This is a genomic window from Streptococcus sp. HSISS2, assembly GCF_000448665.1.
GTDB lineage: Bacteria > Bacillota > Bacilli > Lactobacillales > Streptococcaceae > Streptococcus > Streptococcus raffinosi.
Window position 1 is genome coordinate 45,659 of record NZ_CM002133.1, and the last position, 15,470, is coordinate 61,128.

Sequence of the window (15,470 nt, forward strand, 5' to 3'; positions counted from 1 at the left end):
GTCAGGCGTGTAAAAGCGTGCGTGGGTTCGAATCCCACATCCTCCTTAATTTTTATCGCGGGATGGAGCAGCTAGGTAGCTCGTCGGGCTCATAACCCGAAGGTCGTAGGTTCAAATCCTGCTCCCGCAATTTGGCTCGGTAGCTCAGTTGGTAGAGCAATGGATTGAAGCTCCATGTGTCGGCGGTTCGATTCCGTCTCGCGCCATTTATTTATATTTGGAAGGGTAGCGAAGAGGCTAAACGCGGCGGACTGTAAATCCGCTCCTTCGGGTTCGGGGGTTCGAATCCCTCCCCTTCCATAGTAACGGGCATAGTTTAAAGGTAGAACTAAGGTCTCCAAAACCTTCAGTGTGGGTTCAATTCCTACTGCCCGTGTTAATATAATGGCGAATGTGGTGAAGTGGTTAACACATCAGATTGTGGCTCTGACATTCGGGGGTTCGATTCCCCTCATTCGCCTATACTTTGGGGTATAGCCAAGCGGTAAGGCAAGGGACTTTGACTCCCTCATGCGTTGGTTCGAATCCAGCTACCCCAGTTATACTTTGCCGGCGTGGCGGAATTGGCAGACGCGCTGGACTCAAAATCCAGTGTCCGCAAGGACGTGCCGGTTCGACCCCGGCCGCCGGTATAGTATTAAAGACAAGGTTTTCGGACCTTGTCTTTTTTCTTTGTTGTGTGTCGAGTTACCAATTTTTTCCATTTTAAAATAAATCATCAAGTTTATTAGCCAATGTTTTCTGTTTGCTAGGGTACAAATGAGAATAAGTATCAATTGTTGTTGTAATAGATGCGTGTCCTAATCTTTCTTTGACAACAAGATAATCTTCTCCTTGATTTATAAGTAATGATGCATGAGAGTGTCTCAAATCATGAATTCTTATTTTCTTTAAATCTTTATCCCTTTCTAGTATTTGCTTAAACTTCTTATCAATCATATTTTTGTAATTGTTATTGGTGTACTCTGTATTATTTGTAGTTCTTCAGTATTTTTCGTAAATTCCTCAAGTTTTTCTTTTTGTTTTACTTTCCAATCTATTAGCATTTCTGCTAATTTCTGATTTATTGTTATATTTCTAGTTCCTGATCGTGTTTTTGTTGTATTAATGTAGCTTGTATTATTGACAAAGTATACCGTTTTGGTAACGAAAATTGTATTTGTTAAAAGATTTATATCATTCCAGTTCAATGCGAGTATTTCTCCCATTCTCATCCCAGTAAAGAAAGCAATTACGAAAAACAGGTCATAGCTTGTTTCATCATCTTGAATAAGTTCTCTAAATCTCGTGAATTCTTCTATACTCCAAAATTTGATATTAGGCTTCCTAATTGGTAATTTTCTCAGATTCTCAACAGGATTTTTATCAATAAGGGATTTTCTTATACCAGTGTCAAAAATTTTTTTAAGTAGAATTAGAACTTTATTAATTGTATTATAACTTAAAGTTTCATTTTCATTTTGTTTTTTAGGTTTTGTTTTTAGGTATTCACGAAATTCGAATATATGGTCATACGTTAATTTATTTAAATTTGTATTTTTAAAATATGGTTTAATATGACGCTCATAATTGTTTCTTTGTGTACTTGTATAGCTTATTTTTCTGCCATTTTTCAAATCGTCTTCTTCAAGCAACTGGAATAACATATCTGTTGTTACTACAAAGTCAAATTGTTTTTCTTTTAATTCTACAACTCGAATATGTTGTTCTAGTTCTAGTGCTTCCTTTTTAGATTTTAATCCTTTTCGAATGATACGTATTCTTTTTTGTGTGACTGGGTGGAAACCATTAGAAACATCAACGGTCCATTTACCACTTTTAGTTTTACGAATAGTCATTCATTATGCTTCTTTCTGGAGTTCAATTCCTAGTAGTTCTTCAGCGACACTGGCTGGAATTGTACCAATCCGTTTGTTATCGTAGATATTAAAACCACGATTCACTAATAGTACCTTGCCGGTATGGATAATCTTTCTTGCAGTTCCTGGAGCAAAGCCAAGTTCGATAAGGTCATCTTTTGTTACAGTTTTAATCATGTGATCTCCTTTTCTAATTAGATTAAGTAAGGGGAGGGGTATCTCCCCTTGGCTTTTACTTATTTTGTTTTACATCTACTAAATGGATAGCATCCGCCTTGTAATACATTGTCGAACTAATCATAGTAGCTTGTAAATTGTCAAATGTTACTGGTACCTCGTCCATCGCTTGGATATAGTCATTATCAACCAAGGCATCTGGATTGTCTACTGAGACTTGGGTTGATTTCTTTTTGAATTGTCCATCCTTGATTGTTACATTGTATTTCCAACCAATGATTTTATCGGTATTAAAACGTCTCTCACTACCATCTCGGTTTTTGATAATTTCTCCGTTTGCATCTGCTCGGACTTCCGTTTCAAATTTTGGAATAACTTCATCCAATTCAAATTTTGTTCCAATGTTATTAAAATTCCAGTCATTTTGTGAAAGCATTTTTGCCATAATTAATTTCTCCTTTTGATATTTTCTTTGATTGTAGGGATCAAATCCTCTCTTTTAAAGAGAATTGCCCTTTCTATTAATCCACTTGCTAAATCTGGTGGATATTCCATATTGTTGAGTGCGAGATAGTTAGTCTTCTCATACTCATGCAGTAAGTTATTGTCGTATAGAAATTTATACGCTTTTAGAATAGCTCCGGAACCTTTATAGGTAAACCATTCTAATTTTTGTTCTAGTTCTGTTTTTGGTTTTGAAATAATGATAGAGACAGGTTTTGAGTGACCTAAAAACTTTTCCCAAGATCTCAAAGGTTTTGAGAAGTGACTATCACTATAGAACCTCACTTTTTCTTTGAGATATCCCTTGGTAAAGTTGAGAAGATCTATTTCCGAATGCAACCATTCTTGAATGAAGTAGTGAGCTTTTTCTTTCCTAAGTTCTAACTCAGTTCTTATCCAATTTTCTATATACCGCTTGCTGATCCCGAGCTTTTCAGCTTGTTCTAAGCGCTTATCGTAAATTCTAAGTCTTTCATCATCATTGGGTTTTCTTAAATATAAGGTCTGACCGATCGTTTCATCTCCGTAGGTATTGTAGTAGGTGCTTTTTCCATATAGAAAGCGTTTCTTCTGACAAATCTTTAGAAGTTGATTAGGAGTGAAATAGGGTGTTTCATTAAAATCATCTATTGCAATATCAATTCGTCTTACTGAAAAATGAATGTAATTGTAGTAGAGGTTGTTCAGAAACTGTCTTTCGGAGAGACTATTTGGATCTAATACCATATCTCTATAGAACTCTAGTGCCTGTCCTGACATGACAAGCATGTAGGACGACTCTTTCGATCCATAGTAGATACGGATATTCCCATAATGAAGCTGGCTATCATAGTTATAGTATTTAAGGCTCCCCTTATTCTCAATAAATAGGTCAAAGTCAAGAAATAGGATATCTTCGATTATTTCTTTTGGCGAAAATTCAGTCTTATCAAACTGAATTTGAATCCAGTCAAATACAGAACGTAAATGCTCATTTTTTGCCATAGATTTTGATTCAACTTTTTGCCTAATTTTGCCACCCTTAAAATCTCCAAAACCCTTGGTAATACTGAATTTTTTCGATGGTACACCTAACTTGCAGAGGGTGGTGTTACTACACACCCTATCGGTCAAAAATGGTCCGTCCGCATCTACGCTCATTTTCGGCTTTCTGCCTCCTGGCTCAGCCGAAAACTCGCTATTAGCCGAACCTATTTTTTGACCTCTTGTTAACAAACCCTAGTAAGCCGGTTTGCATCGACTCTTCAATATCTTGGATTCTCTTTTTTAGGTTGGTATTCTCAATTTGTATCAGTCGTATTTCTCGCTTAAATTCCTGTTTTAAGGCGCTCAGTTCATCGTAGAGCTCATCTATTACTTGGTTTAGGGATTCTTGCTCATTGTCTGGTAGACTCCCAAATACGGCTTGTATAGCCTTTTTGAGACCTATTTCAAGTTTTAGGTTAGCTAACTTTTGAAATTGTCTAAGGTCTTCGTCTGTAAAGTCATAGGCAACTGTATAACTTAATTGATGAGTTCTGGGATTTCTACTGATAGGAACTTTAATTTTCTTAAATTCCTTGCCACTTATCTCTTTAATCAGTTGAATCCAGTTTTTAAGAGTAGAGGTAGAGTTTAGGCCAGAAATTTGATTGACTAACTCTTTATTGGTCATCTTTTTGTGAAACCTCCGAAAATTTCTTGTGCAACTGAAGAGTTTTCTGTGGTATAATTGTTACATAATATGTTTTGATCTTGGAACGAACGGCACATTTGTTTCAAGATTTTTTTATTTTGTCGAATCCTACCTCCTTTATTAAAATTTTTAAATCGACTACTAGTTACATACGTTTTTACCTCCTTTTATGCTATAATATTCTCAATGGAATATTCAATCTCAAAATAAATATTCCTTATGGAATAATTCTATTTTATACCGTTTAGAATATTTTGTCAAGACAAAATATACAGAATCGAATATTGAAGAGGAAACAATGTTTAATAATAATTCTTTTGGAGATCGTCTTAAGGAACTGAGAAAGAGTAAGAAATTAACTCAGGTACAAGTTTCCGAGATGATCGATGTACAACAAGGTACTTATTCTCGTTGGGAAAATGGAACTTTAGAGCCTAGTTTAGAAGCCGTTGTCAAATTAGCAAAATTATTTGATACCACGACAGATTACTTATTAGGAAAAACCATTTACAGTACTCTAGATGTTGTCCCACATCCAATCACTAAAATTGATTTGAAGAAGCTAAAAGGGTTTAATAAAACTGAACTAGATGATCTGAAATTTGCAATTGTCATGAATGGAATTAAAAACCATTCTACTCTACCTAAGTATTTGGATGAGCTAGTCTCTGAAAACAATTTAGATGAAGAGGAGCAAGAAATATTACAGACTCTCTTTAAAGAGGTTTCTGATTATTTTAATGCAGATTGATGGTTTATAAGATTAAGTCTCAATAGGTAAAGATTAGTATATTTTTGTTGAATGATTTTACATTTAGATTTTGTTATTAGTTTACTTTATCTTAAAAAATGTAGATATGAAATTGACAGTGTAGATAATATTAAAGCGAGAGAGTAATATGTTATTTTGGATTTGTTTTATATTAACAATTATATTGGCTAATTATATTGGCAACAATACCCTAAAAATAAAAAATGGAATTATTGCCTTATCCTTTTTCTAATGGTTGATATTTATTATATAGCACTATACTTGTATGATAATGTTCCGACTTTTATTCAAGGTGTCGTTACGTACTTACAAAATATGACTTCAAGTGTGGATGTTGTAGTATTAGTAGCATTAATAACAGGTTCAATTACCCTATTAAATTCATTTTATTCGAGATATTCAGAACAAAGGAATAAAAAAGGGAATATTTAGCTACTAAAAGAGAGGGACCATACTCCGACTTATTTACAGTGATTCACAAAGTTTCTCTAAGTGGAAAAGGTGATTTTGTATATTCTAATGAAGAGATGATTAAGGATATCAATGATTTCAATAGCAAACTATCACTTTGGGGCTCACCTAAGGTAGTTAAAAAGTGGAATGATTTTAGACAAAAGTCTTTAGAAGGTAATAAACAACTAGAACCTAAAGAATTACTGAATGCTGTTGAAGAAGTGATGAATGAGATGAGAAAGGACCTAGGGAGTAAGTCAACTAAGAAAGGTGAATTACTATCAATCTTTATAAACGATTCAGAGAAATTATTAGGAAAAAGAAAGTAAAAGATTCTAAAACATTATTAAATTAAGATATTTTGAGTAAAAAAATATAAACATTAAGTTCAAAATTTAGTATTCGGAAGTATGTGCTGATTCAACGCTGGCCACCAATATAGTGTTATAGACTAGGTTTCAGGACCTTGTCTTTTTTTCTCTATTTTCTGTTGAGTTACCAATTTTTTCCTATTAGTGATTACTAGGAATCTATTTGTGTTAATTCACCATACCTGTCAAATAATAGTGCAACTTTTTCCCTTGTTATTCCTTGAGGATATGGGAACGTTAGACTATCTTTAACATATATTTACAAAATTGTATAATTCCTTTTTTCAAAAAAGCATTTTTGATATACTATATTTAATTAGAATACAAAAAAATTTGGAGAGAAGGAGATAAAAGAGTGGACAAACAAACCATTTTTTACTGCTATAGAATGACTCATGATTATGGTATCAATCCTTGTGTTTTTACAGAAAATTATGATACAACTCCCAATCTTCTTACCGAAGGAGGGTGTATGCTTCAGTTAAGAAGAAATATTAAAAAGAACTGGGCGGATAAAATAAACTCTAAGTCGGTAGATGCTTACATAATGGCTGTAGCAGGGCATTCAAATGATGGGAAAAAATGGAGAGATGATCAAGGAATGTTTATCACTCCAAAATATAATCATCTAATTTTTGTTGCTAAAATTAGTGAAATTTTAACAATGAAAGAATATTTACTATCTCCAAAATCTAATAATAGAAGAGATGCTTATACTTATCAATGGCTGATTGAAAAGAATGGATTAAACCAATCAAGTTTTATGAATGAAATAGTGATTCTTGCAGACCGTTTTAATTATTTTGGTAAGTCTCCACTTAAAATTCCTAAAGAAATTTTAGACTTTTTTCCGATGGGAGAACGAGCAAGAATGAATGGGAAACCATTCCCAAGATGGAATGCTAAAAATGGATTTTATAATTCGGAAGAGAGATTTACTGATGTGTTAGAATTAATGGAATTTGCTGAAACTATACTAGGTTCACAAAACAAAGTAATGGATTTGCCTTATCATCCATTCTTTATACGAGGAAAAGAATTGTGAAAATAATTTTATCAAGAAAGGGATTTGATTCATCCAATGGTTCCATCCCGAGTCCTATATTACCTGATGGGACGCTACTTTCATTGCCAATACCTGCCAAGTTTGATAGTATCTCTTTTGACGACTTAAACTATAACGGAGTATTATTTTCAGATATCTTAAGACAACTAAAAGGGAAAGAAGATAAAACAAATCATTATAATTGTCATCTTGATCCAGATATAAGAGAAAATCTTAGGAATACTCCTGTTTCTAACTGGAGAGCAGCATTTGGTCAAATTAAAAGCTCACAGGGATTATTAAGAAATCAAAATGTTTCTATCGGGGATCTTTTTCTATTTTTCGGATGGTTTAGACAAACCGAAGGAGATATTTACAACGGAACATTGCATTTTAAAAAAGATGCCCCGGATCTAAATATCATTTATGGTTATTTGCAAATTGGTAATATGATGAATGATAAAGAATCTCTGCAAAATATGTATCCATTTCATCCTCATTCTTGCGACCATATGAGTAATTTGCAATCAAATATGCTTTATATCCCAAGTGAAAACTTATCATTTTTACCTCAAGAAAAAGGATATGGAACTTTTAATTTTCACGATGACAGAGTATTAACAATGAATGGTAAATCAAGAAGTGTATGGAAAGAGATACCAGCGCTTATGCCTGAAAATATAAATGGGAATCATAAAAATTCTGCTAAAGATTGTGGATTAAAATATTCTGGTATATGGCAAGAAAAAGTTTTGTTAGAAAATGAATTATCAAATTCTTGGGCTAAAGAGTTATTTTTGTTAAAATAATAAAAAACACTTACCCTAATTAAAGGAGAAAATAAAATGATTACATTAACTGTTGAAAAAGATTGGACTGGGAAATACACGTTTATAGTTTCGAATGGATTTGATAGTCAAAGTTTGACACCATGAACATTTGTTTCAGATTTTCAAATTGACCAAGCTAAACAAAACATTCAGTATGCCGGAAGTATTGATGATGGTATTAGAGTAGTAAAAAATGCTTTAGGAATTATCTAAAAGAAAAATATTAGAGTCATTTATACAAAAACTAGACCTAATTTATGTTTAGTTTGTTAATATTTCACATACCTCAAATAATCGTACAAGTGTCTTGAATACCTCTGGATGAATATAACCTGTTGGGAAATATCGTCTATTCTCTGATGATGCTCTTAGAACGATAAGGTATGGAGTGTTACCAAAAAGTTACTAAAATTTGAAAAATGAGTCTATTTTGCAAGATTCAAAAGGCTTAAAATCCTATTAAATCAAGGTTGTAAGATTTAAATAATGTAGTGATGTAACTCAAAATCCAGTGTCCGCAAGGACGTGCCGGTTCGACCCCGGCCGCCGGTATAAGTTACACTCCATGAGGAGTGTTTTTTGTATATAGGAGTCATTTTTTATGTCTGATAAATTTCAGCTTCTTTTAAAACAAATTCGTTTTCCTAAGGATCATAAAACTTATAATGAAATTAAAGATGGTTCTATTCACTCTGTAAAATTATCAAAATCAAAACGTCGTTGGTTTTTTGTTTTTACTTTTCAAAATGTTTTGTCAAGTGAGGGCTTTAACCTTTTAATTCGTTACTTCAGTCTACTTTTAATACCCTTGGTGCAGAAGTTTCTTATGAGTTTATTTTGGAGTCATCGTCTTGTGATAATGACTTACTATCTTTCTATTTTTCTTATGCTTTAGAGTCTTTAAAAGTTTCACATTTTTCCCTTTATTCTTTATTCTCCAATCTCAGTGTTGAATTTTTTAATAAAGAAATTCTCGTTAAAGCTCCATCTCATATTTTTAGAGAGAATGTTCAGGATAGATTTATTTTTTAGTTTCTAATGTTCTTTCAAATGTTGGATTGTCTGATGTTAAAGTTTCCGTTATTGAAGATAAAGATGTATCTTCTTCTTTCGAAACGGCTTATGAAACAAATAAAGTTTCCTTGCAAGAGCAAGCTGAATCTCAAGCCAAACAAGTTCTTCAATCTATTGTTGAAAGTGAACCAGTATCAACTTCTCGACTTGAGCAGAGTCCAAGATATACCGAGAAACAAAGCCAACGTCAGGCAAGCTTTGATAAGGCTGAGATAACCCCGATGATTGATGTTAATTCTGAAGAAAACAGAATTGTCTTTGAGGGATATATCTTTGATGTTGAACAACGTGAAACGAAGACAGGACGTATTATCATTAATTTTAAAGTAACTGATTATACTTCAAGTTTTGCGATGCAACGTTGGGCGAAGGATAGTGAAGAGCTCGCTAAGTTCGATATGATTAAAAAGGGAAACTGGGTAAGGGTTCGAGGACGTATTGAGAATAATCCTTATACACATAGTTTGACGATGAATGTACAAGATATTAAGGAGATTTCTCATACACCTCGTAAGGATTTGATGCCTGAGGGACAAAAGCGTGTTGAATTCCATGCTCATACCAATATGTCAACTATGGATGCGATGCCTACCGTTGAGGAGCTTATTGATACAGCGGCCTCTTGGGGGCATCCAGCAGTTGCTATAACTGACCATGCCAATGTTCAGAGTTTTCCTCATGGTTACCATAGGGCTAAAAAAGCAGGGATTAAAGCTATTTTTGGTCTTGAAGCTAATCTTGTTGAGGATAAGGTTCCTATTGTTTATAATTCTGAGGAATTGGAATTAAAAGAAGCAACATATGTTGTTTTTGACGTTGAAACGACGGGCTTGTCTGCTGTTCATAATGATTTGATTCAGATTGCGGCATCAAAAATGCATAAAGGTAATATTATTGAGCAATTTGATGAATTTATTGATCCAGGTTACCCCTTGTCTGCGTTTACTACTGAATTGACTGGTATTACTGACAATCATGTTAAAGGTGCCAAACCTTTGTTACAAGTATTACAGGAGTTTCAAGTTTTTTGTCAGGGAACGGTGCTAGTAGCCCACAATGCGACCTTTGACGTTGGGTTTATGAATGCCAATTATGAAAGAAATCAATTACCAACAATTTCACAACCGGTTATTGATACTTTGGAATTTGCTAGAAATCTTTATCCTGAGTATAAGCGTCATGGTTTGGGACCTTTAACCAAACGTTTTGGTGTAGCTTTGGATCACCACCATATGGCCAATTATGATGCGGAAGCTACGGGTCGTTTGTTGTTTATTTTCATTAAAGATGTATTTGATAAGCATGGTTTGACTAATCTGGAACAGTTGAACACGGAGTTGGTTTCTGAGGATTCGTATAAAAAGTCTCGTGTCAAACATGCGACGCTCTATGTTCAGAATCAAACTGGTTTGAAGAATATCTTTAAATTGGTCAGCCTATCAAATGTATCATATTTTGAGGGAGTAGCCCGTATTCCTCGTACGGTTTTAGATGAGTATCGTGAAGGAATCATTGTAGGTTCTGCTTGCGCGGACGGTGAGGTTTTTGATACGCTCTTGTCTCATGGTATTGAAAAGGCAGTTGAAGTTGCTAAATATTATGACTTTATTGAAGTTATGCCACCGGCAATTTATGCGCCATTGATTGCAAAGGATTTAATTAAGGATGAGGCAACTGTAGAACAGCTGATTCGGGATTTGATAGAGGTTGCTAATCGTCTTGACAAGCCTGTACTTGCTACCGGAAATGTACATTATATCAATCCTGAGGATGCCATTTATCGTGAAATCATTGTTCGTGCTTTGGGACAAGGAGCCATGATTAATAGGCCGATTGGTAAGGGAGAAAATGCTAAACCGGCTCCTTTACCCGAAGCACATTTTAGAACAACCAACGAGATGCTAGATGACTTTGCCTTTTTGGGGAAAGAGTTGGCCTATGAGGTTGTAGTAACGAATACGCAGGCTATGGCTGACCAAATTGAAGAGGTCGAGGTTGTCAAAAAAGACTTGTACACGCCTTTTATTGATCGTGCGGAGGAGCAAGTTGCTGAGATGACTTATGCTAAAGCATTTGAGCTATACGGTAATCCTCTACCTGATATTATTGACCTACGGATTGAGAAAGAATTGTCTTCAATTCTTGGTAATGGCTTTGCCGTAATCTATCTGGCTTCACAGATGTTGGTTAACCGTTCAAATGAACGTGGTTACTTGGTTGGCTCTCGAGGGTCTGTTGGCTCTAGTTTTGTTGCGACAATGATAGGAATTACTGAGGTAAATCCTATGCCTCCTCATTATTTATGTCCTAAATGTCAACATTCTGAGTTCATCACAGATGGTTCTTATGGTTCTGGTTTTGATTTGCCTGATAAGAAGTGTTCAGAATGTGGATCCGAGTATAAGAAAGATGGTCAAGATATTCCTTTCGAAACCTTCCTAGGTTTTGATGGGGACAAGGTTCCTGATATTGATTTGAACTTCTCAGGAGATGATCAGCCGTCAGCCCACTTAGATGTTCGAGATATTTTTGGTGAGCAATATGCCTTTCGTGCTGGAACAGTAGGTACTGTTGCAGATAGGACGGCTTATGGTTTTGTCAAGGGTTATGAGCGTGATTACAATAAGTTTTACCGTGATGCCGAGGTCGATCGTTTGGCCATGGGAGCTGCTGGGGTTAAGCGAAGTACAGGTCAACACCCAGGTGGTATCGTTGTTATTCCAAATTATATGGATGTCTATGATTTTACCCCCGTCCAATATCCAGCCGATGATGTGACTGCTGCTTGGCAAACGACTCACTTTAACTTCCACGATATTGATGAGAACGTGTTGAAGCTTGATATTCTGGGACATGATGATCCGACGATGATTCGTAAGTTGCAGGATTTATCGGGAATTGATCCCAAAGATATTCGAGCAGATGATCCAGATGTAATGAAGCTTTTTTCAGGTACCGATATTTTAGGTGTAACACCTGAACAGATTGGGACACCAACGGGAATGTTGGGAATCCCTGAGTTTGGGACTAACTTTGTTCGTGGTATGGTCGATGAGACGCATCCGACGACCTTTGCGGAACTCTTACAGTTATCTGGTTTGTCTCATGGTACAGACGTTTGGTTGGGTAATGCACAAGATTTGATCAAGGAAGGTATTGCCACTCTGAAAACCGTTATCGGTTGTCGTGACGATATCATGGTATACCTAATGCATGCGGGATTAGATCCTAAGATGGCCTTCACCATCATGGAACGTGTGCGTAAGGGAATGTGGTTGAAGATTTCTGAAGAAGAGCGTAATGGCTATATTCAGGCTATGCGTGAAAATAATGTTCCAGACTGGTATATTGAATCTTGTGGAAAAATCAAGTACATGTTCCCGAAAGCCCATGCGGCAGCCTACGTTATGATGGCCCTGCGTGTCGCTTATTTCAAAGTACACCATCCTATTTATTACTATTGTGCCTACTTTTCTATCCGTGCCAAAGCTTTTGAACTTAAGACTATGTCTGCAGGGCTTGATGCTGTTAAAGCGAGAATGGAAGATATTAAAGAAAAGCGTCAACGAAATGAAGCGACAAATGTGGAAATTGATTTGTTTACGACCCTTGAAATTGTCAATGAAATGTTAGAACGTGGCTTTACCTTTGGTCAGTTAGATCTTTACAAAAGTCAGGCAACTGAATTTCTGATTGAGGGAGATACCTTGATTCCACCGTTTATTGCACTTGAAGGTTTGGGCGAGAATGTTGCTAAGCAGGTAGTTGCTGCACGTGAGGAAGGAGAATTCCTTTCTAAAACAGAATTGCGTAAACGAGGAGGCCTTTCATCCACTTTGGTTGAAAAGCTAGATGAAATGGGAATCCTAGGCAATATGCCAGAAGATAATCAGTTAAGTCTTTTTGATGATTTCTTTTAGGAGCTAAAAGAAGTCGTGCATAAACTTGAGAGGATGGAGTTAGTCTCTGTTCTCTTTTTTATTTTTCTTGCCAACTGTAGTGGGTAAGGCAAGATTAAAGCTGTGAGGAAACTTTTTTCTTAGTCTTATGGTATACTGTTAGAAAATTATAGTTTCAGGGAGTTGATTATGGTTTTACCACATTTTAAAGAAAATCTTGAAAAATATGCTAAATTATTGGTTGCCAATGGGATTAATGTACAACCTGGTCATACGGTGGCCTTGAGTATAGATGTAGAGCAAGCAGAGCTAGCTCATCTTTTAGTTAAAGAGGCCTATGCTCTAGGAGCAGCTGAGGTAATTGTTCAATGGTCGGATGATATCATTAATCGAGAACGATTTTTGCATGCTGGTATGGACCGAATTGAAGAGGTTCCTGCCTATAAAAAAGCTGAGATGGAATATTTGCTAGACAAGAAGGCAAGCCGCTTAGGGGTCCGTTCTTCTGATCCAGGGGCCCTTAATGGTGTAGCTCCTGAACGTCTATCTGCTCATGCTAAGGCTACTGGGGTGGCCTTTAAACCTATGCAGGTGGCAACTCAGTCTAATAAAGTTAGTTGGACTGTAGCTGCTGCAGCTGGCAAAGAATGGGCTAAGAAGGTCTTTCCTGATGCTTCGAGTGATGAGGAAGCTGTAGATTTACTTTGGGACCAAATTTTCAAGACCTGTCGTGTTTATGAAGAGAATCCTGTACGTGCCTGGAAGGAACATGCTGATCGTTTAGATGCTAAAGCACGCCTACTTAATGAGGTACAATTCTCAGCCTTACACTACCAAGCACCTGGAACAGATTTAACTCTAGGATTACCCAAAAATCACGTTTGGGAATCTGCAAGGGCAATTAATGCACAGGGTGAAGGCTTCCTACCTAATATGCCAACCGAAGAAGTCTTTACGGCACCAGATTTTCGTCGTGCAGATGGCTATGTCTCAAGTACAAAGCCTCTAAGTTACAATGGCAATATTATTGAGGGAATCAAGGTAACCTTTAAAGGTGGTGAGATTGTAGACGTTACAGCAGACCAAGGTGATGAAGTGATGAAAAATCTTGTCTTCAACAATAATGGAGCGCGTGCTCTAGGTGAATGTGCCTTGGTACCAGATCCAAGTCCTATTTCGCAGTCTGGTATTACCTTCTTTAATACCCTTTTTGATGAAAATGCCTCCAACCACCTAGCTATTGGAGCAGCCTATGCTACCAGTGTTGAGGGAGGAGCAGACATGACAGAAGAGGAGCTTAAGGAAGCTGGTCTTAACCGTTCAGATGTACACGTAGATTTTATGATTGGTTCAAATCAAATGGATATTGATGGTATCCGTCAAGATGGTAGTCGTGTACCAATCTTCCGAAATGGTGATTGGGTAATTTAAGTAAGAAGGAGGAATTCTTATGATTGGAAGTATGATAGTTGGTTTTCTAATTGGTCTTATTGCCTCTGCTATTTCAAACCGAGGTGAGCGAATGGGCTGTATTGGTAAGACCTTTTTAGGATGGCTTGGTGCTTTTGTTGGGCAACTTCTTTTTGGAAATTGGGGACCGATGCTAGCAGGCACCGCTATTGTTCCTTCAGTATTAGGTGCGGTGATTTTATTGGCTCTTTTTTGGAATCGTAATAGTTAGTAAATGAAAGAGTTCTGAGGTGTTGGTTAGATATCTAAGAACTCTTTTTCTTATTTCTTCTTTTTCATATACCACTTTTAGATAAACTGTGGTAGAGTAATAAATACAGCATCTATTTGGAAAGGACTATAAATGAGCGACTTAGATAAAAACATGGCTGTCAAGAGTATGGTTGTTATGCGTAAGGCTTTTCGTACCATTGATGCCAAGGTCTCTGAGACTTTTAAAGAATTTGATTTAACACCAACCCAATTTGGAGTTATGGATGTGTTAAATGCCAAGGGACGTATGAAGATTGGTGAATTAATTGATTGCATGCTTGCCACTTCTGGTAATATGACTGTTGTCATAAAAAATATGGAGAAAAAGGGCTGGTTGAGTCGACAAGCTTGTCCAACGGATAAGCGAGCTTTCGAGGTTGATTTGACAGATGAGGGCCGTCGAATCATTCAAGCAGCAATTCCACCGCATCAACGAGCAATTGAGGAGACTTTTTCCGTTTTGACTTCTGAAGAACAAACACAGCTGGTGGAGCTCCTGAAAAAATTTAAGAATGTCTGAACATATTTATTTGTGTTTTAAATATTACAATCTTAGTTTGATTAAAGTTTGAGAGTGTATCTTTAAGATAGCTGCTATTAGATATGCTCATTAGTTTATGATTTATGGATTCCTGAAGCTTCTGGCTTCGGGGATTTTTTATGCGATTATAGCAAAAAAAGACACCCTTAGGTGTCCTCAAATTATGAAGGCGGTAGACGGATTTGAACCGACGATCAAGCTTTTGCAGAGCCGTGCCTTACCACTTGGCTATACCGCCATAACAAATACCATTCTATCGAAAAAAGAATGATTCGTCAAGTCTCTTTCATCAAATAGGCGATTGGACTATTAAAGCTACGTATATTCAAAAAAGAGGCTGAAATTTAGTCAACCTCTTTATAGTAATTATAACTGTTGCAGACAGATTACTAACACGTAAGTTTTGATTATTGTCTAATCAAGTAATCAAATGCACCAATAGCTGCTGTAGCGCCAGATCCCATGGAGATAATGATTTGCTTGTAGGCGCTATCAGTACAGTCACCTGCAGCAAAAATGCCAGGGATGTTTGTTGAACCAAATTTATC

The 15,470-nt window shown here is 36.2% G+C and carries 11 protein-coding genes, 8 tRNA genes and 2 pseudogenes; 15 read left to right on the forward strand and 6 right to left on the reverse strand.

Annotation, left to right across the window (positions count from 1 at the left end; all coding sequences use genetic code 11):
• Positions 1–56: 56 nt before the first annotated feature.
• The 7 genes from HSISS2_RS00250 (at position 57) to HSISS2_RS00280 (ending at position 632) form a co-directional block, all read left to right on the forward strand.
• Positions 57–130, forward strand: a tRNA-Met gene (locus HSISS2_RS00250).
• Between the two features lie 3 nt (positions 131–133).
• Positions 134–206 (forward strand) — tRNA-Phe (locus tag HSISS2_RS00255).
• A 13-nt stretch (positions 207–219) separates the two neighbouring features.
• Positions 220–300: transfer RNA gene (locus HSISS2_RS00260), tRNA-Tyr, on the forward strand.
• Between the two features lie 5 nt (positions 301–305).
• Positions 306–376 (forward strand) — tRNA-Trp (locus HSISS2_RS00265).
• Between the two features lie 11 nt (positions 377–387).
• Positions 388–460: transfer RNA gene (locus HSISS2_RS00270), tRNA-His, on the forward strand.
• Between the two features lie 7 nt (positions 461–467).
• Positions 468–539: transfer RNA gene (locus tag HSISS2_RS00275), tRNA-Gln, on the forward strand.
• A gap of 9 nt (positions 540–548) precedes the next feature.
• Positions 549–632: transfer RNA gene (locus tag HSISS2_RS00280), tRNA-Leu, on the forward strand.
• Between the two features lie 73 nt (positions 633–705).
• Here the strand turns inward: HSISS2_RS00280 and HSISS2_RS00285 are convergent.
• From HSISS2_RS00285 to HSISS2_RS00305, 5 genes and pseudogenes are all read right to left on the reverse strand, one after another.
• Positions 706–1,838, reverse strand: a pseudogene (locus tag HSISS2_RS00285) (tyrosine-type recombinase/integrase).
• Between the two features lie 3 nt (positions 1,839–1,841).
• On the reverse strand, positions 1,842–2,036 hold the full coding sequence (locus HSISS2_RS00290) for a DUF3173 domain-containing protein (RefSeq protein WP_021144813.1): 195 nt from the start codon (positions 2,034–2,036) through the stop codon (positions 1,842–1,844).
• A 55-nt stretch (positions 2,037–2,091) separates the two neighbouring features.
• Positions 2,092–2,481 (reverse strand): hypothetical protein, encoded by a 390-nt coding sequence (locus tag HSISS2_RS00295; protein WP_021144814.1) that lies wholly within the window; start codon positions 2,479–2,481, stop codon positions 2,092–2,094.
• Between the two features lie 2 nt (positions 2,482–2,483).
• Positions 2,484–3,680 (reverse strand): replication initiation factor domain-containing protein, encoded by a 1,197-nt coding sequence (locus HSISS2_RS00300; RefSeq protein ID WP_021144815.1) that lies wholly within the window; start codon positions 3,678–3,680, stop codon positions 2,484–2,486.
• A gap of 40 nt (positions 3,681–3,720) precedes the next feature.
• On the reverse strand, positions 3,721–4,194 hold the full coding sequence (locus tag HSISS2_RS00305) for a hypothetical protein (protein ID WP_008536210.1): 474 nt from the start codon (positions 4,192–4,194) through the stop codon (positions 3,721–3,723).
• Positions 4,195–4,513: 319 nt separating this feature from the next.
• Between HSISS2_RS00305 and HSISS2_RS00310 the strand changes: the two genes are divergently transcribed.
• The 8 genes and pseudogenes from HSISS2_RS00310 to HSISS2_RS00350 all read left to right on the forward strand — a co-directional run bounded on the left by HSISS2_RS00310 (position 4,514) and on the right by HSISS2_RS00350 (position 14,901).
• On the forward strand, positions 4,514–4,966 hold the full coding sequence (locus HSISS2_RS00310; protein ID WP_021144816.1) for a helix-turn-helix domain-containing protein: 453 nt from the start codon (positions 4,514–4,516) through the stop codon (positions 4,964–4,966).
• Between the two features lie 548 nt (positions 4,967–5,514).
• The gene (locus HSISS2_RS11535; RefSeq protein WP_021144817.1) at positions 5,515–5,769 is read left to right on the forward strand and encodes a hypothetical protein; all 255 of its coding nucleotides are present in this window, start codon (positions 5,515–5,517) and stop codon (positions 5,767–5,769) included.
• 430 nt (positions 5,770–6,199) lie between these two features.
• Positions 6,200–6,856, forward strand: coding sequence for a hypothetical protein (locus tag HSISS2_RS00320; RefSeq protein ID WP_042767162.1), 657 nt, complete (start codon positions 6,200–6,202; stop codon positions 6,854–6,856).
• Positions 6,853–7,665 (forward strand): hypothetical protein, encoded by an 813-nt coding sequence (locus HSISS2_RS00325; RefSeq protein WP_004182153.1) that lies wholly within the window; start codon positions 6,853–6,855, stop codon positions 7,663–7,665. Before HSISS2_RS00320 ends, HSISS2_RS00325 begins: the two co-directional genes overlap by 4 nt.
• A 622-nt stretch (positions 7,666–8,287) precedes the next feature.
• Positions 8,288–12,680 (forward strand): annotated as a pseudogene (locus tag HSISS2_RS00335) (PolC-type DNA polymerase III).
• Between the two features lie 168 nt (positions 12,681–12,848).
• Positions 12,849–14,090 carry an aminopeptidase gene (locus tag HSISS2_RS00340; RefSeq protein WP_021144821.1) on the forward strand — a complete coding sequence of 414 codons (1,242 nt, stop codon included), beginning with the start codon at positions 12,849–12,851 and terminating at the stop codon, positions 14,088–14,090.
• Positions 14,091–14,109: 19 nt separating this feature from the next.
• Positions 14,110–14,340 (forward strand): GlsB/YeaQ/YmgE family stress response membrane protein, encoded by a 231-nt coding sequence (locus HSISS2_RS00345; protein ID WP_008536220.1) that lies wholly within the window; start codon positions 14,110–14,112, stop codon positions 14,338–14,340.
• A 132-nt stretch (positions 14,341–14,472) separates the two neighbouring features.
• Positions 14,473–14,901: a MarR family winged helix-turn-helix transcriptional regulator gene (locus tag HSISS2_RS00350; protein ID WP_002888341.1), complete on the forward strand. Its 429-nt coding sequence runs from the start codon at positions 14,473–14,475 to the stop codon at positions 14,899–14,901.
• A gap of 188 nt (positions 14,902–15,089) precedes the next feature.
• Here HSISS2_RS00350 and HSISS2_RS00355 read toward each other — a convergent pair.
• Positions 15,090–15,160: transfer RNA gene (locus tag HSISS2_RS00355), tRNA-Cys, on the reverse strand.
• Positions 15,161–15,470 lie beyond the last annotated feature (310 nt).